General features: G+C 55.9%; 21 protein-coding genes. 13 read left to right on the forward strand and 8 right to left on the reverse strand.

The genetic code is table 11. The features are described 5' to 3' along the window. Positions 1–116: 116 nt before the first annotated feature. The gene (gene purL / locus B145_RS0112175) at positions 117–4049 is read right to left on the reverse strand and encodes a phosphoribosylformylglycinamidine synthase (protein ID WP_018607683.1); all 3933 of its coding nucleotides are present in this window, start codon (positions 4047–4049) and stop codon (positions 117–119) included. 134 nt (positions 4050–4183) lie between these two features. On the opposite strand from purL, the gene msrB reads away from it, so the two are divergent. Continuing rightward, positions 4184–4588, forward strand: a complete 405-nt coding sequence (msrB, locus tag B145_RS0112180) for a peptide-methionine (R)-S-oxide reductase MsrB (RefSeq protein WP_018607684.1) — start codon at positions 4184–4186, stop codon at positions 4586–4588. Positions 4589–4635: 47 nt separating this feature from the next. On the opposite strand, the gene B145_RS25455 is transcribed toward msrB, so the two are convergent. Next, a complete protein-coding gene (locus tag B145_RS25455; protein ID WP_018607685.1) occupies positions 4636–6210 on the reverse strand; it encodes a pectate lyase family protein in 1575 nt (524 codons plus the stop codon). A 446-nt stretch (positions 6211–6656) separates the two neighbouring features. Between B145_RS25455 and B145_RS25460 the strand changes: the two genes are divergently transcribed. The 6 genes from B145_RS25460 (at position 6657) to B145_RS0112215 (ending at position 12953) form a co-directional block, all read left to right on the forward strand. Further along, positions 6657–6971: a hypothetical protein gene (locus tag B145_RS25460; protein ID WP_157288390.1), complete on the forward strand. Its 315-nt coding sequence runs from the start codon at positions 6657–6659 to the stop codon at positions 6969–6971. Positions 6972–7174: 203 nt separating this feature from the next. After that, positions 7175–8554, forward strand: coding sequence for a carbohydrate porin (locus tag B145_RS0112195; RefSeq protein WP_018607687.1), 1380 nt, complete (start codon positions 7175–7177; stop codon positions 8552–8554). Positions 8555–8571: 17 nt separating this feature from the next. After that, a complete protein-coding gene (locus tag B145_RS0112200) occupies positions 8572–9486 on the forward strand; it encodes a metal ABC transporter substrate-binding protein (protein ID WP_018607688.1) in 915 nt (304 codons plus the stop codon). Then, positions 9483–10238 (forward strand): metal ABC transporter permease, encoded by a 756-nt coding sequence (locus tag B145_RS0112205; protein ID WP_018607689.1) that lies wholly within the window; start codon positions 9483–9485, stop codon positions 10236–10238. The genes B145_RS0112200 and B145_RS0112205 overlap by 4 nt, the downstream gene beginning before the upstream one ends. A 189-nt stretch (positions 10239–10427) precedes the next feature. Beyond that, positions 10428–10781 (forward strand): hypothetical protein, encoded by a 354-nt coding sequence (locus B145_RS25465; RefSeq protein ID WP_018607690.1) that lies wholly within the window; start codon positions 10428–10430, stop codon positions 10779–10781. A 747-nt stretch (positions 10782–11528) separates the two neighbouring features. Next, entirely contained in the window at positions 11529–12953 is a 1425-nt protein-coding gene (locus B145_RS0112215; RefSeq protein ID WP_018607691.1) for an alpha-amylase family glycosyl hydrolase, read from the forward strand. Positions 12954–13018: 65 nt separating this feature from the next. On the opposite strand, the gene B145_RS0112220 is transcribed toward B145_RS0112215, so the two are convergent. After that, positions 13019–14344 (reverse strand): lactonase family protein, encoded by a 1326-nt coding sequence (locus B145_RS0112220; protein WP_169558550.1) that lies wholly within the window; start codon positions 14342–14344, stop codon positions 13019–13021. A gap of 391 nt (positions 14345–14735) precedes the next feature. On the opposite strand from B145_RS0112220, the gene B145_RS0112230 reads away from it, so the two are divergent. Next, entirely contained in the window at positions 14736–15140 is a 405-nt protein-coding gene (locus B145_RS0112230; RefSeq protein ID WP_018607694.1) for a hypothetical protein, read from the forward strand. Positions 15141–15261: 121 nt separating this feature from the next. Beyond that, the gene (locus tag B145_RS0112235) at positions 15262–15696 is read left to right on the forward strand and encodes an EamA family transporter (RefSeq protein WP_018607695.1); all 435 of its coding nucleotides are present in this window, start codon (positions 15262–15264) and stop codon (positions 15694–15696) included. A gap of 194 nt (positions 15697–15890) precedes the next feature. On the opposite strand, the gene B145_RS28630 is transcribed toward B145_RS0112235, so the two are convergent. After that, positions 15891–16091: a hypothetical protein gene (locus B145_RS28630; RefSeq protein WP_018607696.1), complete on the reverse strand. Its 201-nt coding sequence runs from the start codon at positions 16089–16091 to the stop codon at positions 15891–15893. A gap of 61 nt (positions 16092–16152) precedes the next feature. Here B145_RS28630 and B145_RS28635 point away from each other — a divergent pair, with 61 nt between their 5' ends. From B145_RS28635 to B145_RS0112255, 3 genes are all read left to right on the forward strand, one after another. Further along, on the forward strand, positions 16153–16677 hold the full coding sequence (locus B145_RS28635) for a hypothetical protein (protein WP_018607698.1): 525 nt from the start codon (positions 16153–16155) through the stop codon (positions 16675–16677). A 13-nt stretch (positions 16678–16690) separates the two neighbouring features. Continuing rightward, a complete protein-coding gene (locus B145_RS0112250; protein WP_018607700.1) occupies positions 16691–17491 on the forward strand; it encodes a DUF2491 family protein in 801 nt (266 codons plus the stop codon). 66 nt (positions 17492–17557) lie between these two features. After that, positions 17558–18322: a hypothetical protein gene (locus B145_RS0112255; RefSeq protein ID WP_211209823.1), complete on the forward strand. Its 765-nt coding sequence runs from the start codon at positions 17558–17560 to the stop codon at positions 18320–18322. A 78-nt stretch (positions 18323–18400) separates the two neighbouring features. On the opposite strand, the gene B145_RS0112260 is transcribed toward B145_RS0112255, so the two are convergent. From B145_RS0112260 to B145_RS0112275, 3 genes are all read right to left on the reverse strand, one after another. Continuing rightward, complete coding sequence (locus tag B145_RS0112260; RefSeq protein ID WP_157288391.1) at positions 18401–19297, reverse strand: hypothetical protein; 897 nt, start codon at positions 19295–19297, stop codon at positions 18401–18403. Positions 19298–19595: 298 nt separating this feature from the next. Then, positions 19596–20123, reverse strand: a complete 528-nt coding sequence (locus B145_RS27515) for a hypothetical protein (RefSeq protein WP_157288392.1) — start codon at positions 20121–20123, stop codon at positions 19596–19598. 243 nt (positions 20124–20366) lie between these two features. Continuing rightward, positions 20367–21161, reverse strand: coding sequence for a molybdate ABC transporter substrate-binding protein (locus B145_RS0112275; RefSeq protein ID WP_018607710.1), 795 nt, complete (start codon positions 21159–21161; stop codon positions 20367–20369). A gap of 453 nt (positions 21162–21614) precedes the next feature. Between B145_RS0112275 and B145_RS0112280 the strand changes: the two genes are divergently transcribed. Then, positions 21615–22451, forward strand: coding sequence for a hypothetical protein (locus B145_RS0112280; protein ID WP_018607711.1), 837 nt, complete (start codon positions 21615–21617; stop codon positions 22449–22451). A 348-nt stretch (positions 22452–22799) separates the two neighbouring features. Here the strand turns inward: B145_RS0112280 and B145_RS0112285 are convergent, their stop codons facing one another. Beyond that, positions 22800–23633 carry a class I SAM-dependent methyltransferase gene (locus B145_RS0112285; RefSeq protein ID WP_026259083.1) on the reverse strand — a complete coding sequence of 278 codons (834 nt, stop codon included), beginning with the start codon at positions 23631–23633 and terminating at the stop codon, positions 22800–22802. Between the last annotated feature and the right edge of the window lie 49 nt (positions 23634–23682).

Raw genomic sequence — 23682 nt, forward strand, 5'->3', positions numbered from 1 at the left:
TCAAGGCTCATGCGCTGCTGCAACATGAAATGCCCATGACACATCATGGGCATTTTTTCGTCTACAACCATAAAAAATGCGGCCCGCAGGCCGCATTCTTCATGCAACAGATACCTTTACCCCAGCCACTTACGGGCGTTGCGGAACATCCGCATCCAGGGGGAGTCCTCACCCAAGGTACTCGGCGCCCAGCTCATCTGTACCGTGCGGCGGCAGCGTTCCGGGTGCGGCATCATGATGGTGAAGCGCCCGTCCGGCGTTGTCAGCCCGGTAGTCCCCGCTGGTGAGCCATTCGGGTTGGCCGGATACTGGCTGGCGACTTCGCCGTTATTGGCAATGAAGCGCACGGCCACCAGTGCCTTGGCCTGATCCCCTTCATGCTGGAACACCGCACGACCTTCGCCGTGGCTGACCACGATAGGCATGCGGCTACCAGCCATGCCTGCAAACAGGATGGAGGGAGATTCCAGCACTTCGACCAGTGCGGTGCGGGCCTCGAACTGCTCGCTCTTGTTGCGGGCAAAGCGCGGCCAAGCTTCGGCACCAGGGATGATCTCGGCAAGGTTGCTCATCATCTGGCAGCCGTTACACACGCCCAGCGCGAAGGTGTCCTGACGGGTAAAGAAGGCCGCAAACTGCTCACGCAGCTTGTCGTTGAAGAGAATCGACTTGGCCCACCCCTGCCCCGCGCCCAGCACGTCACCATACGAGAAGCCCCCGCAGGCGGCCAGCCCGTGAAAATCAGCCAGAGTCACCCGGCCCGCCATCAGGTCTGACATATGCACGTCATACGGCGTAAACCCGGCGGCTTCAAACGCGGAGGCCATTTCGTTCTGCGAATTGACCCCCTGCTCGCGCAGGATCACGACCTTGGGGCGTGCCTTGGCCAGATACGGCGCAGCAATATCCTCTGCCGGGTCGTAAGTCAGGCTGACCGACATGCCGGGGTCTGCACGATCTGCCAGCGCGACAAATTCCTGATCTGCGCTTTCGGCATCGTCCCGGATGCGGGCGATTTCGTGGCTCACTTCGCTCCATGCCTGCAGCAGCACATGGATATCCTCTTCGAATACCATCTTGGCATTACGGCGGATACGCAGTTGCTGGCGATCACTCGGGAAGCCGATAAAGTGGGTCGCGGCCCCTAGCCCGGCTGCGCTCAGGTGCGCTAGGACTTTCTCACGATCAGCACGGCGAATCTGGATGACGGCACCCAGCTCTTCTGCGAACAACGCACCAAACACGCGGTCGTTGAAGCGGCCCTTGAGCAGATCGGGGCGCTTTTCGCTGCCGTCGACGTCACTCATCATATCGTCAAAGCATACCGAATCCAGCTCCACCGAAATACCGCTGCGTGAAGCAAAGGCCATTTCAGCCAGCGTGGCGAAAAGGCCACCGTCGGAGCGATCATGGTAAGCCAGCACCAAGCTGTCTTGCTTCAATGCCTGCAAACCGGCTACAAATTTCTTGAGTGTGGCAGCATCGATATCCGGTGCATGTTCGCCCACCGAATTGTAGGCTTGGGCGAGGATCGAGCCGCCCAGGCGATGCTTCTGGAATCCCAGATCAATCAGCACCAACTCGGTTTCCACGCCCGCTTGCAGTTGCAATTGCGGGGTAAGCGTCTTGCGGATGTCACCCACCGGCGCAAAGGCCGTGGCGATCATGGACAGGGGAGATACCACCTGCTTGGCCTCACCCGCATCGCTCCATGCCGACTTCATAGACAGCGAATCCTTACCAACCGGAATCGCCAGATCGGCACCGATACAGAATTCGGACACGGCCTTCACGGTTTCAAACAGACGCACGTCTTCGCCACGGTGGCCGCAAGCTGCCATCCAGTTGGCGGAGAGCTTTACCGTTTCCAGGCTCGCCACATCGGCGGCCATCAGGTTGGTGATGGATTCCCCCACCGCCATGCGGCCGGAAGCCTCCGGGCTGACACATGCCAAGGGGGTACGCTCACCCATGGCCATGGCTTCACCCAGATAACCGTGGAAACCCATCGCCGTCACCGCCACATCAGCTACCGGGGTCTGCCAGGGGCCAACCATCTGGTCACGCGCAGTCAAGCCACCCACCGAGCGGTCGCCAATCGTGATGAGGAAGGATTTGGAGGCTACCGCAGGCATGCGCAAGACGCGCAGCGCGGCTTCCTTCACTTCGATTTCAGTCACATCAAACGGCGGCAGGAAGATCTGGCGGGTCGCCACGTCGCGGGTCATCTTGGGCGGTTTGCCCAGCAGGACCTGCATTTCCATGTCGACCGGCTTGTTGCCAAAGTGACGGTCGCTCACCACCAGGTGGCCGTCGTCGGAAGCGGTGCCCACCACCGCAAACGGGCAGCGCTCACGGGCACAGAAGGCTTCGAAGCGGGCCAGATTTTCCGGCGCAATCGCCAGCACATAGCGCTCTTGCGCCTCGTTGGACCAGATTTCACGCGGGCTCATGCCCGGCTCTTCAATCTTCACTTCGCGCAGCTCAAAATGCGCGCCCAGATCAGCCGAATCCGCCAGTTCCGGCAAAGCGTTGGAGATGCCGCCTGCGCCCACGTCATGGATGGCCAGAATCGGGTTCTGCTCGCCCAGTTGCCAGCAGGCGTCGATCACCTCCTGCGCACGGCGCTGGATTTCCGGGTTGCCCCGCTGCACGGAGGCAAAGTCCAGGTCCGCCGTGTTGGTGCCGGTGGTCATGGAAGACGCTGCGCCGCCGCCCAAACCAATCAGCATGCCCGGCCCACCCAATTGGATCAGCAGCGTGCCCGGTGCAAACTTGATCTTTTGCGACTGGGTAGCCTGGATGCTACCGACCCCGCCTGCGATCATGATCGGCTTGTGGTAGCCGCGCACCTCGCCTTGAACTTCCTGCTCAAAGGTACGGAAGTAACCGGTAAGGTTCGGGCGACCGAATTCGTTGTTGAAAGCGGCTGCGCCCAGCGGGCCTTCAATCATGATGTCCAGCGCCGAGGCAATGCGCTCGGGCTTGCCGTAGGATTTTTCCCAGGGCTGCACAGCACCGGGAATGTTCAGGTTAGACACCGAGAACCCCGCCAACCCGGCCTTGGGGCGCGAACCACGGCCGGTGGCGCCTTCGTCACGGATTTCACCGCCGGAGCCCGTTGCAGCACCTGGGAAGGGGGAAATGGCGGTCGGGTGGTTGTGCGTTTCCACCTTGGCCAGCAAGTGGGTCAGCTCGCGCTTGTAGGTCCACTGGCCGTTGGCATCCGGGTAGAAGCGGTCAATCTCGGCCCCTTCGATAATCGAAGCATTGTCCGAATAGGCCACCACGGTGCCTTGCGGCGTGGCCTTGTGGGTATCCTTGATCATGCCGAACAGGCTCTTGCTCTGCGGTGCGCCGTCGATGATCCAGTCGGCATTGAAAATCTTGTGGCGGCAGTGCTCAGAGTTGGCCTGCGCGAACATCATCAGTTCCACGTCGGTAGGGTTGCGGCCCACACGCACGAAGTTTTCAACCAGATAATCGATCTCGTCGTCCGACAAAGCCAGCCCAAGCTCCACGTTGGCGGCCACCAGCGCTTCGCGCCCGCCACCAACCACATCTACCGTGGTGAGCGGTTGCGGTGCATAGTGGGCAAACAATTGCCCGGCAGCTTCGACACCATCCAGCACCGATTCGGTCATGCGGTCATGCAGCACCGCCAGCACTGCGTCGCGTGCAGTGGAGTCCAAACTCTTGATGGCGAGCGTGAACATTGTGCCGCGCTCAATACGCACGATCTTCTCGAACCCGCAGTTATGCGCGATATCGCTCGCCTTGGAAGACCAGGGCGAGATCGTGCCCAGGCGCGGGGTCACAAACAGCGCAACACCTTCGGGCACGGCCGGGCTGGCCGGATGGGCCCCCAGCAGGTCGACCAGGCGTTCCTGTTCCTGCGCGGTGAGCGCGGCAGACACCTCGACAAGATACCAGTGCTCGGCCCACACACCTTGCACCTTGGGCGCAGCGGCAGACACAGCATCAGAAAGGCGGGACAGGCGGGTAGCCGAGAAGGCGGGAGCGCCACGGAGCTTGAGGATTTCGGACATGGGCACAGTACTCAGTGGAGAGGAGCCGGGACAGACCGGATCATAGAAGGCGCGGATTATACCGGATCATCCCCTCCAAAGCCGCTGAAAAATGCCGTAAGGTATTGAAGATACATCCCACAAGAGGAAAACACATGCCCCGCACGATAGAGAAGAGCGATGCCGAATGGCGTGAATTGCTTGATCCCGAGCATTATCGCGTCACCCGGCTCAAAGGAACCGAGCGCCCCTTTACCGGCGAATACTGGAACAACTGGACGCCTGGGCGCTACTACTGCCGCTGTTGCGGCGCAGACCTGTTTGACGCGGCCACCAAGTTTGACGCAGGCTGCGGTTGGCCAAGTTTCCACTCGGCAAACACGCCGGACAACATCGAACAGGTAGAAGACTTCAGCCACGGCATGTACCGCATCGAAGTCATCTGCAAACAATGCGGCGCCCACCTGGGCCATCTGTTTGAAGATGGCCCGGCACCCACAGGCTTGCGCTATTGCATCAATTCCGCCTCGATCAAGCAGGGGAAAGAGCAAAAGGGCTGAGAAAAGGCAGCACAAGGGGCGGGCTGGGCCGCCCCTTGATTACTGCATCAAGGCGCCTTCACCGTCATCTTGCCTGCCCCGGCGTTGGCCAGCACATGCGCCTTCAGGCCCGCTTCGGTCTTGGCCGGTGTGTAGGTGTAAGGAGGTGTCCAGCCCAGTTCGTTGGTGAATTCATGGGTAGCCCAATCCTCCACGGCAGCGCCTGCCGATTGCGCAGTAGCCACTGCGGCAGCCTTGACCGCATCATACCGGGCCTTGGCCACAGTATTGATCGTGCTGCTGGCAAGCGGTAAGCCGTTGAACCATGAGCCATTATCCTTGAACTGATAGCCCTTGAAGTTATCCACAATAATGTATTCGTCCGCCCCAGTGCCTTTGTACTCAAAAGCATTGGCCTCAGACAGAATCATCGATTCAATCCCCATCCCGATGAAATAATGCCCACCATTCAGCGCGCGGCTTAGCATCGGGTAATCCACATCATCCACACTTCCTCTGAAGTAGTTGTTGTAGATATGCACCTGGCCAAAACGCACGCGTGGTGAGCGCTCTTGCGAGTTATCAAACAAGTTGCCAAAGAAGGTCATGTGGTTCTTGCCCCGATCCCTGGCAGCCTTGCCATCACCCGAGCCGATCATGATCGTTTTGTCATGATTACGGAAAATGGAATAGGAGATCGTCACATAATCCGTGCCGTCTTCCATATCCAGCAGACCATCGTGACGCTGTACGTGTTTGCCATAAATAATAGGCTCCTGGCTATCTGGATGGCCTGCATCGCTTAAGGTCAGGTGGTCAAACCAAAGGCGAGTGCCTGTCACCACCGTAATGCCCTTGTAACGCGCATTCCAGTTACCTGTTGGGCCGTCACTGGGCGTCCAGGCCGGGAAGCGGTCTTGCACCGCCTGGATTTCCAGGTTGCGCACGATCACGTTGGTGCGCGCATTCAGCTCCAGATAGCCATCAATGATCTTGGCATCATTCCCGACACCCAGAATCGTCGTGTTGGAGGGCACCGAAAACTGTATCTGCGCCTTCTGCACGTTGGCACAATTGGTACGTGCCGAACCCTGAGCCTTCACCTTGGCCAAGCTAGCCGTGGCAGTCGCATCCCCTGCTGTAGCCTTGGTTTGCAGGTCAGTGACGTAAGCAGAATCGAAACTCTTCACATACAGATCAAAATCCCACTTGCCACAGGTGGTATTGGCCGCCTTGTAGGTATCCTCTGTGGCATATTGACCATTCCCCAGATCAGTACCGTAGAGAGTGCCCTTGATGTAGACAATCTTGGGCTCCAACGCAGCTGCACTGGCGTTTGTGGCATAGGTAGCACTGCCCTTGTTGAGCAGCGCATCGCGGAGTTCCGCACGCGTCGTCGCCACATAAATGTTGGTGGCAGGCGCCCCCTCACCCCCGGTTGGTGGCAAGACCGCAGCCGCATTGTTTGGGTCCGGGTTTTGTGCTGCCCACCCCGAAACAGTCGTAACCGCAGTAATTGATTCGCTTGGTGTCGCCGTTGTGCTGCTACTGGAAGAATCCCCGCTGTTCCCACCACACGCTTGAAGCAGGCATGCAAGAACGATCGGCGCTGCCAAAGCAGGCCGAAATGGTTTGACATACATCACATAGTCTCCTTGTTATTTTTGCTAGCAATTCAGCCCACAAACCGGCTAGTGGCCTGACCGCTTTTTCTAGATTACGCCAAAAATGTTACTAAAGGAATAGGGCGCCCTACACTTCTTTACACTCCGCCATTCGCCTTGATACAAATAGTCCAGAGGCGTTGCTGAAGGTGCGCAAAACAGAGGAAATCCTCAGCACGAATCAGTCCGCAGGGCAACAGATTCTGGCTGGCACGCAGAGCCGCACATGTATCCAAAATATGCCATAAAAATACAAGGCGATGCGTTGGCATGTATACGCAAATACAGGCACCACCACACATCGGATCAGCCGGATTCACGTTATTGCCACATTCCCAGGCGATACTCACACTTTAAAAAGGGTTTACATGCAACCCAGTTGCATTGTTATACTCCTCCCTGGCTTCTCATTTTTTGGACTCGCCGTGCGACAACGCCTGCTTCTTGTGTGCATCACGCTGTTCTTGCTGCTTGGGCAGCAAGGCGCAGCCGTGCACGCACTCAGGCACCTTGGCGAAGCGCTGGCGTCCACCTCGCCTCACAAAGAGTCCCCCACAGCACCCCAGCATCTGTGCGAAGAGTGCCTGGCCTTTGCCGCATTGGGCGCAGCCCTGAATGCGCAGACGCCACCGCAGGCTACCGCAACGTCCTGGTGGCTCTACGTCTCGCCAGGGCAGACAACGGCCTTCGTGGCCGTGGCCCACGCCTTTCAGTCCCGCGCCCCACCTCTGCAAGCCTGATATCCACCTGTACGGATCAAGCATCTGACATAGCCGAAACCCGATTTCTGCCATGTGATGTGTTGTGCCTGTGCAGCCACGGATCGCCATTTCCAAACTGACTGTTTTCACCCTGTGCTGGCGATTTGCCATGCGCACGAATTGTTTCGTCATCGCTGTCTGCCAGAGGCGAAGCTTGATGACGCCCCCATAAAGGAAAACGCATGTATAAGCACCACCATCACGCCTGCCGCAGTGCCATCATCCTGGCCGCGCTCGGCCTCAGTCCTATCCCTGCCCTGGCGGCAGACTCTGCCGATCTACAACAAATCCGCCAGGAAATCGACACCTTGCGCCAGGGTTATGAAAAGCGCATCAACGAACTTGAGACGCGTCTCCAGAACGCGGAGGCCACCGCCAACAAAGCCGAGCAGGCAGCGCAAAACGCCCCTGCCAATTCCGCCCCTTCAACCCCCGCAGCAGGTGGCAATGCCTTCAACCCGGAAATCGGTATGGTGCTCTCCGGCTCCTACTCCAATTTCAAGCGGAATCCTGATGGCTACCGCATCACCGGTTTCGCCCCCGGTGGCGACATCGGCCCAGGCTCCCGTGGCTTCAGCCTCGGGGAATCGGAAGTCAACTTCTCGGCCAACGTCGATCAGCTCTTCTACGGCAACCTAACCTTGTCAGTCGGAGCCGACGATAAAATCCATGCCGAAGAAGCTTTCATCCAGACCACCGCCATGCCTGCGGGATTCAGACTCAAAGCGGGGCGCTTCTTCTCCGGTATCGGCTACATCAACGGGCAACACGCCCACGCCTGGGATTTTGCCGACAGCCCGCTGGTCTATCAGGCTTTCCTCGGCGGCCAATATGCGCAAGAAGGGATTCAGGCAAGCTGGGTCGCCCCTACCCGCATGTTTGTGGAACTCGGTAGCGAAATGGGCCGTGGCAAGGAATTCCCGGGCGCTGACAGCCAGCGCAACAAGCCCGGCTCACAGGCGGTGTTCGCCCATGTTGGGGATGACATCGGCGTGAGCCAGAGCTGGCGAGCCGGGCTATCCTGGTTGCGCCATACACCACAAAACCGCAGCCAAACAGATACCAATCTAGCCAATACGAACGTTACCGATAGCTTTACCGGTACCTCCAACATTGTGGGCGCAGACTTCGTCTGGAAGTGGGCACCAAACGGTAATGGCGAACGCCAAAACCTAAAACTGCAAGGGGAGTTCTATCGCCGCATGGAAAAAGGCCAGCTTGTATATGACACTGCCAATGCCAACACCCAAGGGGATTACCGCACCGCACAGTCTGGTTGGTATGTGCAAAGCGTCTACCAGTTCATCCCCAATTGGCGGGTTGGAGCGCGCTATGAACGCCTGAATTCCGGCACCGTAGATTACGGAAGTAATGCCCTTGTCCTGGGTGACGAACGCTTCCGGCCCAGCAAGACCAGTCTGATGGTGGATTGGAACCCCAGCGAATTCAGCCGCATCCGCCTGCAAGTGGCCCAAGACAAGTCTCGCCGCGATCTCAAGGACCAACAAGTCACTCTGCAATATCAGATGAGCCTGGGCGCCCACGGCGCGCACAGCTACTAAACCAACGGAGCATCACCATGACAAAACAATTTCATCGCACTGCCGTGCTTGCCATTGCCACGGCCAGCTTCTTCAGCCTGCCCGCGCATGCCGCGCTACGCATTGTCGCCTGCGAACCCGAATGGGCCGCGTTGAGCCAGGAACTGGCAGGCGACAAGGCCGACATCTATTCGGCCACCACCGCCATGCAAGACCCCCACCACATCCAGGCCCGCCCCAGCCTGATTGCCGCCGTGCGTAATGCCGACCTGCTTACCTGCACAGGGGCCGAGCTGGAAACCGGCTGGCTGCCCGTGCTGCTGCGTCAATCCGGCAACACCAAAGTTCAACCAGGACAACCGGGCTACTTTGAGGCCGCCAGCTTCGTCACAAAGCTGGAAATTCCCACTCGCCTGGACCGTGCGGATGGCGATGTGCATGCGGCAGGCAACCCCCATATTCAAACCGATCCGCATAATATTGCCAAAGTAGCCGATGCATTAGGCCAGCGCCTCGCCCAGCTTGACCCGGCCAACGCAGCCACCTACAAGGCGCGCCTGCAAGACTTCCAGACCCGCTGGAAGGCAGCCCAGGCCCGATGGGAAAAAGAGGCAGCTCCGCTGCGGGGTGCCAGGATAGTTGTTCAGCATAAAGCCTACCCATACCTGGAAAACTGGCTGGGGCTCAACCAGGTCGCCACTCTGGAACCCAAGCCTGGGGTAGAACCCACCAGCAGCCATCTGAGCGAAGTACTCAACCAGTTGCAAACGCAACCCGCCCGCTTCATTGTGCGCTCGGCCTATAACGACAATCGCGGTGCCGAATGGTTGAGCCAGCACGCCCATATCCCGGTCGTGGTCGTACCCTTCAGCGTAGGGGGCAGCGAACGCGCCAAGGATCTGTTTGGCATGTTTGACGACACCATCGCCCAACTCCTGAAAGGCCTGCAATGACGCACCTCTCCCTTGATCTGGGCATCCTGCTCCCGGCTTTCATCGCCGGGCTGTTAGTGCTCGCCACCCATGTGCCCCTGGGCGCGCAAGTACTGGAGCGTGGCATCGTCTTCATCGACTTGGCAATTGCCCAGATCGCAGGCATTGGTGTCATCGCGGCAGATGTGGCCGGGCTGGAGCCTGAAGGCTGGGCCATGCAAGTCGCAGCAATCTCGGCAGCACTTGTCGGCGCTCTGCTGCTGACCTGGACGGAGCGACATTGGCCTGATATTCAGGAAGCATTGATCGGGGTGCTCTTCGTCATCGCCTCCTGCATCGGCATCCTCCTGCTGGCAGGCAATCCACATGGTGGCGAGCATCTGAAGGATCTGCTCGTAGGCCAGATCCTGTGGGTCAACACAAGCCAGCTCATTGCCACTGCCATCCTCACCGCAGCGGTGCTTGCCGCATGGTTCGGCTTTGCCCGCCACATGGGGCGCTTTGGGTTCTATGCCATCTTTGCCGTCGCCGTCACCGCCTCGGTACAACTGGTGGGAGTGTATCTGGTGTTCTCCTCACTGATCATCCCCGCATTGGCCACACGCATACTGCACGGCAAACGCAGGCTACTACTGGCCTACGCGCTGGGGGCAAGTGCCTATGCCATTGGCCTTGTCGTCTCGGCCCTGCTGGATCTCCCCTCCGGCGCCGTAATCGTGCTGACCATGGCGATGCTAGGCTGTGCCACAAGCCTATTCATGCAAAAAGCATGAACATAAACGGGGCTGCAGATGCAGCCCCGTTTTTCCATACTCCGCACATTGCCAACACAACTGCAAAAAAGCGTGACAAATACCGACAATTTCTTACATCTCGGCGTCAGCTTCCCGGACACGGCACTCGTTATTGCACTCAGCGACGCTCATCGGCGTTAGCGCACACTTAACGATGGAGCTTTACACATGAACGCCAAACTCTTTTTTGCTGCCCTCGCCGTTGCTGTCACCCTGCCTGCGCTGGCTCAAACACCTCCTGCGGACCCGGTCAAACAGGACAACCGCGAAATTCGCCATGACAAACGGGAAATCCGTTCAGACCGCCGTGAATTGGCGGCCGACAAAAAAGAGGTACGCGAAGATCGACGCGCAGAAAAAGTCGCCATCCAGTCCGGCAACAAGGTCGAAGCCAAGGCCATTGATCGGGAGCGCAGAGAAGACAAGCACGAAGTACGCAAGGATCACCGTGATCTCGCCCGCGACCGCGCCGACCTGCACCGCGATCGCAAGGACCGCCGCGAAGATCGGAAAGCACAATAAACCCTCTGCAGACTAACGATTCTCACCATATCGATCATCCCCGTGCGCTGCCGGGGATGATTCGCGCCTGCGCCCCCGATTTCGGTAAGCCTTGAACAGAATGGCCGAATACTCTGCGCGCCCATTGCCTGACACTTGGCAAATGCACTGCCGTAAGCGCTTACAAAAATAGAAGAATTTTTGCCCAGATCGAATCTTACACAGAAAAATACCCTACCCAAAAGGGCATACGGCATCCCGATTTCAGAAACAAAATCCCCTATACCAAAGTTATAGAACTTAGTTCGGAACGCTCATATTCATCAATTTATTAAATAATTTGATGGGAATCTGGTCAGAAAATACGAGCACTTACCACTGAAGTATCTGTTCACCCTTTTGCTATGCATCCGTAGTTTTTGTGCTAATTTTGTAACCGGTGACAAAACACTGGATGACCCAAAAATGTCGTCTTGCTGCGTTGCCGCAAAAGAAAATAGGCGCGTTATTTATATAACGATGCCAAGCACAGTCATGGAGACAAAACAATGATGCACGGTGCCCTTTGAGCAAAGGGGTATTGGCGACTGCCGGTCTTTTATCCTAAGGTTTGAGCGCTTACCGGGTGTTGGCGATGGCGCCGTACACCGTTTGCATGCTTCTGGTTTTTATATGCCTCCTGCTCTGGCTCATCAGGGCTTTTCTACCGAGCTTTTTATTCGGTGTGTACTTGCATCAATTCCTTCCATCAACAAAGCGAGGATACACATGAAGCACATCAGTCCACTCTGGAAACGGTTCTTGCTGCTCGTTGGCATGGCCGCATTGACTGCAAACGCTTGTGCAGATGTAATTATGCACGCTTTTGACTGGCGGTATGACCGGGTAACAAGTAATGCCGATGCCATCAAAAATGCTGGTTATAAGGCTGTGTTGGTCGTGCCACCCATCAAGACGGACAGCAGCAATTGCGCCTGGTGGCAGCATTATCAACCACAAGACTACCGGGTGATCGACCATTGTAGAGGAAACAAAGAGCAGTTCAAAACCATGATTGACACGTTGGCCGCACGTGGTATCGCCGTTTATGCGGATGCGGTACTCAATCAGATGGCCAATGAACGCGGTAACGCCACAGACTTCCCGGGTTCGGCTGCGTTATCAACCTACGCCAGCAATTCCAGTTATTGGAATGCCCAGAAGTTATTTGGCGATCTCAGTGTCGGTTTGTTCAGTTCCTGGGATTTTCATGATGCCTTCTGCATCACAAACTGGACAGATACCTACCAATCCACACATGGGCGCATCTGCGGCGGCAGTGGTGACCGTGGCATGCCTGATCTGAAAGATACCGATAGCAGCAATACCTACGTCAATGATCGCCGTGTAGATTATCTGCGAGCCCTCAAGGGGCTGGGCGTCAAGGGGTTTCGCATTGATGCAGCCAAGCACATGCCTTACAGCTCGATCTCGTCCTTCTTTCAATCCGACATCCGCAGCGGCGCATTCATTTTCGCAGAAATTATTACAGGGGGCGGAACGGGAAACAGCGACTATGAAACATTCATGAAGCCCTATCTATCGCAATTACCCGCGCAATTCCGGGCCTATGATTTCCCTCTGCTGAATACCATCAAAAACGCCTTTGCGATGAGTGGTAGCATGACAGCGCTGGCCCAACCACTGAGCAATGGTCAGGCACTGGAAGGGTTGCGCGCTGTCACTGTCCCCGTCACGCACGACATCCCCTACAACAGCGGCTTCCGTTATCTGATCCTGGATGCCACGGATGAAAAACTCGCCTACGCCTACTTGCTGGGGCGCGAAGACGGTGTACCGATGGTATTTGACGACGGTTCGGATGGCCGCACCGACAATGCCAGATGGGTGGGCCAGTACAATGCGTCCCACATTGTGGCCGGGATCAAGTTCCATGAGCGCGTGCTGGGGCAAGCCTACGAGGTACTGGCTTCAAACGACTGCGCCCTGCTCTTCAGACGTGGGAAAGAAGGCGTTGCCGGAATCAACAAGTGTGGCTATACCGTCGACTTCAACGTGAATACCAATGAGAAATTTTACTGGTATCGCAATTACCGCGACACGCTGAGCAATGGCAACATCGTCAACATCAGCAGCAGTTACTATCAATTCTCACTACCGGGTCGCACGGCCCGTATGTGGCTGCCAGACTGATTGAAAATGACAAGGGCCGCCAAGGCGGCCCTCCACAGGCAGAGATTACCGTTCAATACCTCAACTCAACGCACCGCAATGCCTGTTGGATAGGTGCCATTGCTACTGATGCTGGCCGTGCTCAACGCCGTCAATGCACCCGCCGAACCCACGCTGAATTGCGAGATGGTCGAGGCCGTGTAGTTGCTTGTATAGACGTACTTTCCATCCGGGCTGATTGCCAAAGCAACAGGCCCATTGCCGGTTGCAACACTTGAGGTGGACATTGCGGTCAGCGCCCCGCTACTGATAAGGTACTGGCTGACTGTACTCGAACCACCATTGGTGACATATGCATATTTACCGTTTGAGCTGAGCACGATGCCATTTGGACTCGTTCCGGCGATCACACTGCTTGGCGACATGACAGACAAAAGACCTGTGCTGCCAATTTTCAGTTGTGCCACTTTGTTGCTACCGAGCAGGGCAACATACAGGTAACTGCTGTTTTGATCGATTGCTAACGCCTGCGGGCCAGTTCCGATTGAGGACACATCAAACGTGGCAGTGCTCAAGGCTGTCAAGGCGCCATTGCTGCCCACACTGTACTGCGAAATGGTGTTCGCACTCGAATTGATTACGTATGCATACTTCCCATTAGGCGCCACAACCATGCCATTAGGATTGACACCCGCAGTCACCGTTGCCGGTGACATTGCGGCAGGCAAGCCGTCCGTACCGATTGTAAACTGCGATACAGTCACCGCACTGTAGTCTGCAGAATACAGATATGAATTACCGGGGCTGATTGCCAGCGCATAGCTATTGCTGGCGCCATTGACTGAACCGAGGGAACTCAAACCCGCGCTGGATACACTATAGGCGGCAATTGCCTTGTTGTTGCCATGTGCCACGTAGGCATACTTGCCGTCGCTGGTCAGCATGATGGTAGAGGGCTGGTAGCTTGTACTGATCGTAGCCGTTGACAATGGCACCAGCAGCCCAGAGCCAGATGTTACGCTGAACTGCCCGATGCTGGAGCTGGAGCCATTGGTGACATATGCCATATAGCCACGGCAGCTGACCGCCACGTTGGATACAGTGGCCGCCAGGGTCCCCGAACCATTGCTTACCGAGCAGGTTTGCCCATCGGGTTGAGTTGCTACTTTGATTGCATAACTACCGCTGGTAGAACCAAAACTGAAGCTGCTGGCCCCGGAACCCAGTGCCAACGTACTGCTGCCGTTTGAGATGACCAGGCCATCGGTGGTCAGCCCCGAAACGGTGCCGCTGAGCACATAGGATTCTGTTGTGCTGTTCGAACTGCTGCTTGAGCCCCCGCCGCCGCAGGCAACCATGACAAACGGTAATACAACCCCAGCACACGTTTTAGCTAATGTATTGAACTGCATGGATCTCATATGCTCCCAAAAGATTCACGAATACGCGCATGCGCCACACATCCATGGCAGCAAACCCGATCGCGGTGCCTGCACACAGCATTGTCTCTACACCATCCGGCCCGAAACAGACTGCGCTGGCATTGTTTTTTTACGTCCATTTACCGCTTTTGACAGACAATCAAATCAATTCACATGAATTACGCGCTGTAGATGTGCGCGCCGCATCGTCATCCACCACATTTGTAAGCTCACCCGTGTAAATATGGCGCCAGAGGCATGCGATATCGACCCGCTTCAGCGTACTTGAGATTGCAATACCTGATGGCGTAATATGAGGAACATACCTGCCCGTATTTATCCCTTGCACTTGCAAGGTTTAGTCTACAATCGGGAGCACAGCATGAGCTTGGCAATCTATCCGGTATTTGAGCAGCCTCTGGAAACAGATGAATTCGATCCTGGCCTGGGCGAAGCGCTGGCCGCAAACATCGAAGTGCTGGAAGAAATTGCGGATGACGCCGATTTGGTCTCCCTCTCGGTGCTTGCCGACAGCCGGGAGGTTCCCGTCGATTTTGATGGCGATTCTGATGAACTCATTGATTTGCTCGGCCCAAGTACCGAGTGGAACGATGCGGGAGAAGGCCTGATCGTGGTGCTCGCCCTGCTCAATCACCTCAAGACCACGCCTGACGCAGCAGCCGAACTTTCCGGCGGCGAAGGCGTCATAGAGGAGTTGGAGGAACTCGCCCGCATCCTCCAGGCAGCAGACGCCGAAGGGGTTCGTTTCCGGTTGGAGATTGGCTAGGGTCTGCATGGCATCAAACCTTGATGCCCAGGCACTGACAACCACAAGGTCGATCAGTCTAGGCGCCCCTTGGTATTCTCAGCTGTTATATGATGGACCACTGTTTTAGCCCGTACTGATCATGAACTCCAGCAACAACTGGGCCTACTGGGCCCTGCTTTCAGCCGTTTTTGCGGCGCTGACGGCCATTTTTGCCAAAATCGGCATCCGAGGAGTGGATTCGGATCTGGCCACCTTGATTCGCACCTCGATCATCATCATCATCCTTTCTGCCTTCGTGTGGTTGACGGGCAAGTGGAGCAACCCATTTGAGCTCTCGGGGAAGACCTGGCTCTTCCTGGGCCTATCGGGGCTGGCTACTGGGGCCTCCTGGGTCTGCTATTTCCGTGCCCTGCAGGCGGGAGATGCATCCAAGGTTGCCCCCATCGACAAACTCAGCCTTGTGCTGGTAGCCATCTTCGCGGTCATTTTCCTCGGCGAACGGCCCAGCCTGCGAGACTGGAGCGGTATTGCCATGGTGGCAGCAGGAGTGCTGGTGCTGGCCTTCAAGCGCTGAACCCCGTTGCTGGCGATACGGGGATGTCATCTTTTTGACCACCCATGCGTTATGATGCGGATAACAGTATCTAGACCAGCCTGCATCGGGGAATCCCTTTACAAGATGAAAGTATTCAGCGCTCTACTCCTGGCCCTGGCGGTTGCCATCGCGCCCCTCCAGTCGGTCGACGCCAAAAGCAGTCGGTCTTCCAGTTATTCTTCTTCGAGCAGATCGTCCTCCAGCGGCTTTGGCAGCCGCTCGAGCAGTAGCAGCTCTAGGGGCAGCACCTCATCCTCATTTGGCAGCTTTGGCAGCGGCTCCTCAAGCAAAAGCACCAGCAGCCCAAGCGGTAGCAGCGCAGCCAAAAGCAGCTCATCTTCTTCCTTCGGCAGTTTTGGCAGCAAACCCAGCAAGAGCGCGCCTCAACCCCAGCCCCAAACCCAATCTGCGCAAACAAGTGCACTGGGCAGCGCTTTGGGGCGCTCTGCCGCCAATTCCAACGCGATACGCAGCCAACAGAACCTGAGCAACAAGACCCCCAGCTCAGGCACTCCGGCACTCAACACCCCCACCCCTGGCGGTGCTGCACCTGCGACGCCCCCACCCGTTATTACGCAAACCCAGAATCCTGGAGCGGGCTATAACCCTTCCATGCAGCAACAACCGAATTATCAGACCTACAACCACAACAATAACGGCTCATCGTTCTGGTCCAACGCCTTCTGGTTCATGCTGGGGCGCTCTACAGCATCCCATGCTTCACCCAGCCCCACTACCACCGGTACAGGTGGTGCAGATGGCAGCGCCGTCGCCACTTCAGCAGGGGGGGCGGGCGAAGCCACTCCGTTCTGGGCCAAGCTGCTGGCATTCATCACCATGGTTGTTTTTGCTGTCATCGTCTTTAAAATCACCAGAGCCATCTGGCGTACCCTCTTCTCTCGCAGCCCCAAGGCTGCCGATGCGGGCAACGGCGTCCAATCCAACTATTCATTGAAGTGAGGCAAGATCGGGCATGGGCTGGTTCAATCTAGGCAAACGCATTCTGGAAAAACAGGCTGCAGTACGCGAACAGGAAGCACAGGCCAAGGCGATATCCCGCTTGGCAACGCAAGACGAAGGACTCCCCCTGGGGCTGAGCATCGGCAGCATGTTTGGCATTCCGCGCGCGGATTTCGCCGTCCTCCAGGGGGGGCTGATCACCACGCCGCCTGCAGCGGAGTTCCCGGTTATCAGCATCAGCCGCGTCAAGCTGGAAGACAACCCGGATCTGCCCATCTACCGGTTCTACACCGATGTGGGGCGTGATCGTCTGGGTCAGGGTGAAGCCTTTCTGCAAGTCTTCGGCGCTGCGGGGGCCATCGAAGAGATCGGCTATTACCAATTCCTCTATCGCCTGATTCCCCAAACGGAAGAAGAACAACGCCTCTACATGGGTGAAGGCTATGGCCTGGGTGAAACCGACTACTACCTAAGTGCAGACCAGTTGGCTGCCCTCGGCATCCCTTCCGCACGCATTGAAGAAGCCCTGGCTGGCGAGGATTGCCTGCACTACACCCGTGATGTGCCGGGTGGGGACTATATCAGCCCTTTTTGCGCCACGGAAACACGCCTGGATGACCAGGCCGGTGTATCCGGGCTGCGCCAGGAAATCCGCTTCATGCCCTACGTGCGTACCCTTCCGGATGGCAACAAAGAGCACCTGCTGATTTCATTCGAGATACTTGAGTCCCTTGATGGCGCACGCAAACAGCAGATTCATGTCGACTTCATGATCGGCCTGACCATCGACCCACTCAGACTGAAAACATACTGACAACGCCCATCTGCAAGGGCACCACAGACACCACTCTATACAGCATCACAACAGGAGCACATATCTATGGCAAACGGCTGGAAACTCTCGATGGCGTTGATCGCCAAGCATTTTGGCAAACTGGGTGACTCCATTTCGGAAGCACTTGCGTCCTTCGACCCCGAAACCGCCACCGAAGTTGACCGTGAAAACCTCCAGGCCAAGATGCGCGAGATTGCGCTCAAGCTTGCAGGCGCCCGTCAGTCCTTCACCAAGGAGCAGGACGAATTCAACAAGCTGGCCGCGCTGATCGTCAAAGATGAGAAGGCGGCGGAGATCCTGATCGCCAAGTTCGAGCGCGGGGAAATCGACGAACAGACCCTCAACGAATTCGCCGACAACCTGGAAGCCGAGCGTCAGCAACTTCCGATTGAGGAAGCCGAAGCCAAGGAGGCCAAGGAGCTGGTCGACACGCTTGAAGACATCCTCAAAACCATTGAGCAGAAGCTCAACGACTTCGACCGCAAGGCCAAGGAAGCCATCCGCGCCATTGCCATGGCCAAGGCGGAAGAAGAACGCCAGAAACTGCGCCTGGAACAACAGGAAGAGGTGCGTGCCCTCCAATCTGGCGCAGCCGACCACTCCTCTGCACTGAATGCGCTGGCCAACAAGGCTGCCCAACTCCGTACCCAGGCAGAGGCCAGCCGCATCGTGGCCGACATCGGCCAAAAGCCGATTGATCGCTCCAATGCAGTGGAAGAAGCCCGCAAGATCGCCGCCGGGGATCTGCCAGAAGCCAAGGAATCCGCCGCAGACCGCCTGCGCCGCCTCACCTCCAAACCGGCTGTCTGAGCGCCTCTCAGCCCGTAGACTGCAAAAGCCCCGTCACAGGGGCTTTTGTCATTGTCTGGGCGGCACACACGCCCAACATCACCTGGGCAGCACGTCCTGCAGTAACCACGCAGTGCCCGCCGTCTTGATCATGTTGTACTGAATGCGGCGAACCTCACCGCTGCTATCGGACATATACACCACCTCAAAATTCAACTCCCCCCGCGCGGGCGCAGCCCAGCCCACAATACGGTTCACGGGTACGCAGCTATTCTTGGCGTGATGCGCCAGCGCCATCGGACGGCTGACCGAGCCCTGAGCCCAGGTGGAGACGCCCGGCGCTTCAAATGCCCGCAAGGGATAGCTTGCCTGATTGTTTTCCCCTGGCAGGAAATACCAGCATCCATGCAATTCAATGATCTGGGTAATGAGCGGCGCAGCTTCCTTGATTTCCCGGTCGATTGCCTCAATCCCGGTTTTCTTACCCACAGCCTCCCTGATGCGCTTGCGCTGACTGGCCGTTGGCTCAAGCACACTTGGGCGCCGCATCGCCACAGCCCCCTCCTGCGTGGTATTTACAGGGGTAATTTTTTCTGGATGTTCTTTCACAGCCTCCAGCAAGCGGCAGAACTCCTTCTGCACATCCTCGGTCAAGGGCAAAACCCCGCCCGGCGCGCTGTAGACCAGATCGACCTGTACCCCGGAAGGCGAGGACTTCCGAATATTCACATTCAGCACGCTGCCGCGCCCATCGTGCGAGGTGCCCCCTTTGTTGGCGCTGATCATGCCTACATCCCGATCCACACTGCTGACCAGATAGCCGCCGTCGGACACCACAGGAAGCAGATCATCAAACGCGCCGCCCTGCGTCGTTCTCGGGAACTCGACGAAACTCCTGAACTGTCTGCCTGCCAGGAAATTCCCCTCAACACTGAAATGTCTGGCACAGGCCCGCAAATCCTCTGGCGAGGAAGCGGTAAAATCGAGTGAAGGCATCTGCAGGGAAGTGCAACCCTGTATCCCGCCAACACACAGCACAGCCAAGCAATAGCGGCTTCGCATCCTGAACCCCATGTTCAAACGCAGGCCCAAGCGCCTGCCAGGAGTCTTCAGTATGCCACAGCCAATCTGTGCGTCAGCCCAGATAAACACGGCAAAACACAGGCTTACACGGATGATGAAAGGGTCGCCCTAGGCAGGAGATCAACCCCTCCACCAGCATGGCAGCATTTGAAGAATACAAGCAACCCGGGCTTCGCCCAAAAGCGCCGTATCGCCAACGATCAGCAGGTTATTATGGGAAAAGCCGCTGCAAGAAACCGTCTGCCTCTGCCCTCATCCGAGGTGAAAACTCATCGCAAAGGGCCCCACCATCCTGCGACAGAGATATGCATACAACATGACAATCAGTCGGCCCCCATATGCGGGGATAAACGACCATGAAATCATCCCCGGCCCGATCCTTAAACGCTTCCACCGCACGCATCAATGGCAGATACACCATGTATTCGCCATAATTTTCGGAAAACTGCAAACAGCCGAACATCCAGGTCTCGGTCGCCTCGTCATACACGGATCGCGCCATCGCCCACCCATCATCCACCCAGGCAGCCAGCGCATCCTCCACCGTACCGGGTTGATGCCCCTCACTCACCTCTGCCAGCCATTGCTCCGACAAAGGCCCGCCATACACCTCCGCCTGCCCCAACCAAGGCATCCAGTCATTGAAGTGACTGGCCGCGACCGTCTGGCTTTTCAAAAAGCGCTCAAACGCATCCTTTGACAGATGTACGCGGACATAAAGGGAATTCGGTTCTGACACGATGCAATCCTCGCTCTGCCACCATTGATCAGTAGCACGGCGAACATCATGCCCCACACGCCATCACGATTTCAACGGCATACGACGGACGGCCAACCCCCACCCACAACGCCAAGATCACATCGCTGGGTTTGCACACCACAAAAAATACATAATGCATAAACACCATCTACAGGATGGATCAAAAATGACGGCCATACACAAACGTAAAATCCGCTATTTCCATCAAATCCAAACCAACACTCAGCGACCTCCCACCACCTCGAATCCCCATTTTCCAAGAATAGCCTGCCCTGGTTCTGAGAGTACGAACAGCGCGAATTGGGCCGAAGCAGGAGCCTTATCCAACACCACCATCCCGTAATCCGCACTTTGAGCTAAAGCCGATGGCAGATCGACCACGCTCAATGCAACACCTTCTGAACGCGCAGCCTTGCCGGTCGTGCAATACGCAATAAACATATCCGCCTTGCCCGTTGCAAACATATAAGGCACTGCACTATGCCCTTCTGGAATCACCTCCGAATTCGGGCCACCCACCAGTTGTAGGGCCTTGGCCTTCAAGGCCTTGCCTGCTCCCGGTTGGAGAACATCCGCTTTGTCGAAAATCTTCCAGGTATAGTCACCGGAGGGATCCGAACCAGGGGTGGAAGTTCCCAACTTTACGGCGGACGACAAGGCTTTTTCCAGCACGTTCTCAGTGCTCAGGCCGATCTCCGGCTTGGCCATGGCGCACAGGCGATTCCCTGTAAAGCGCACCACAAAATCCGCCCTGCCGGAACTGGCCAACTTGCGGGGATGGTTCATGTCCGCAGACGCAAACACCCCGACGTGCTCACCCTTCTCGATGCGCTCACGCAACATCCCGGAAGGCCCGAACTCAGCCTTGACCGCAATCCCCGTCTGTTTCGTATACGCCGCAGACACCTCACTGAGCGCCCCCTTCAAACTCCCGGCTGCATACAGACTCACATCCGCCCAAGCACCCTGCCCAAACGCCCCCAAACCCACCGCCAAAACCAGACCACGCCACATCATTGCACCTCCACTCATAACAGTGGACAAAGCTTACCTTTTTGATCGCTATATACACAAGTATATAAACATCCTTTCAGATTCACCGATGTAAGCCTCTGATGACTGAATCGGAGTAAGCCCAATTAAAGCGCTAACGATAAGTAAACTAGAGAATGCTTAAAGTATGATTTTGGCTCAAACGCATGTGCCGCAAGTCCCCCTACAAGGCTGACCTTTGGCGGCACATTATCAAGAAGGTTAATCACCACGGCAGCAAGATTCCGGCATGGGCAAGCCGAGCACTAAACTACCTGCAACGAATTGTTTGGGGGTTAAATAGTAATCTTAACGACAGCAACCAAAATTTAGCTAGACACCCTGACCAAAAGGCATCATCAGATAGCATGACCCTTGTCCTCTGGTTACTATCAGCGAAAATCAAAGTTGCATCCTACCATCTAATTCTTGAATGCTATGACACCTCCCGAACTTGATGTAAAGACATGGCTCAGTTTTTCATCAATAGCAGCCGCTATTTCAGTATTCGGCACCTTAACCGGCCTCGTTCTCAAGGAACATCTTTTTACCCGTTCGTTCGAACGCTGGAAACAAAAGCAAACGTTGAATCAAATCTACCAGAAGTTTCGAGACCCACTGCTCTTGTCCGCTCGAGATCTCAGTTCTAGAACCGTGGAAATACTCAATCAATACCCTACGGTTTATCTCAATGAACATGTTCTTACATCCCATCCTCAAAAACAAATTAAAAACAATATTTCAGATCCGTACTTTCAACGGTATAAACTCATTAGTACAGCGTATCGCCTAAGTGCACTGCTGTCGTGGGTTGAGTTATATCGCCAAGAAATCACTTTTCTTCACCCCGGAAACAATAAGTCTGCAGAAACCCTAGAGAAAGCAGTGGAGAACATCCGTAGTGATTTAGCGGATGGGCAACTAAATAAGGCAGACAATTGGGCTAACTGGAAGGATATACTCATTTTCCGAGAGGAGCTTAGGGCCATCGGTGAATCCCTCATAGAAACACGTGGTTCAAACCGCACGGTGATGGGGTACGGGCGCTATTGTGAACAACTGGAGGCCGATAGTGTAAATTCTGTACAGCAGTGGGCAACGCCAGTTTTTAACTTTTTCCTTGAACTAGAAGTGAGTGGAACAGATTTTCGTCATGTTCGACTCAAGCGTCTCCTGGTTCATGTTGTTGATCTGATGCGTTTATTAGATGACAAAAAAATAGATTGTTTTCTAGAGGAAAAATATCAGGAAATTTTTCATGAAGCGAACGCGTAAACCGTACGGGCAGGTATGTAGGTTGGGTTCTATAGGGCATGGTTCGTTTGCGAACTACCGCGCACGGCGCAATCGTACCACTCATCAAAAAGTAGGGCGCACTGAGCGTAGCGAACTGCGCCGAATGATTATGCGCTCTCTATACCGTTACAAATAGATCGCTCTCTGCTCAAATTTGCGAGTGTTTATATCGTAGTTAACCGCTATCGCTGAAATCTAGGCCTGTTGGTTGAGAAAAGGCCGTAACCCGAAATGCGCGAAGTAATTGTTGGTCGGATGGCGCCTACGGCTGATCCGACCTCAGCCCTGCGCTTATTGCACTCTGCACACGAAAATAAGCATCATTCATTACTTCGCAAGGGCACCAACCTGCCACAGCGTATCAACAAATTCCAGCGTCCCATTCACCCCTAAATCCTCATCAAGCGCCAACAGATACTCATGCTTGAGTGTGGTACGTTCCTCTGCGGTAAGAAGCGCCGGGTCATACGTTCTTTCCATCCATGCCCAACATTGTTCCGGCGTGTAATTACGACGAATCACAATGTCTTCAATATGGATGCCTTCAAACCAGGCTTGCAATACCTGCTTGAGTTCCGATTGATGTCTCAGTCGGGCGTCTCCAAAACACATGAATTTTGAGTGCTTTCTTTCAAGCACGGAACGCAGGCATTGGATATAGCGTGCCAAGGCCGGGCTGCGCTCTGTAGAAGATCTGCTGATAATGAATGAAAATCGCCCATTGGGCACCAGCACGCGATGGACTTCCTGCAGCACGTGATCCACATCATCCATCAACATCAATGCCATATGCGAAACGACGTGATCAACAGATTGACTTGCAACAGGCAAGGATTGCAAGCGGCATTGATACAACTCCGCACGCGCCTGAAGGCGCTGTTTAGCGTGTGCCAACTCACCAACACTGAAATCAGCCCCGATCAGACGAACATCTGCATCCACACTTCCGGCCAACTGCGCCAGCAAATAACCATCTCCGCAAGCAGCATCCAAGATCACCCGGTCCGCACTCTCGACGGTATCAATCAAGCTATCATACGAAGAGCGAAACGCCTTGCCATTCCGCTCCACAGGCAATTCACCAAATGCCAAGGATGTTTGGCATGGTATGCGATCATGGAAATCAATTAGAAAACGCTCGGAGGGAGAATTATTATGCATTTTTATTTACAATAAAAATCATCTGCATTCGGTGCAGCTCGCTTCGCTC

This window comes from Uliginosibacterium gangwonense DSM 18521 (genome assembly GCF_000373965.1).
In the GTDB taxonomy this organism is placed as follows: Bacteria; Pseudomonadota; Gammaproteobacteria; order Burkholderiales; family Rhodocyclaceae; genus Uliginosibacterium; species Uliginosibacterium gangwonense.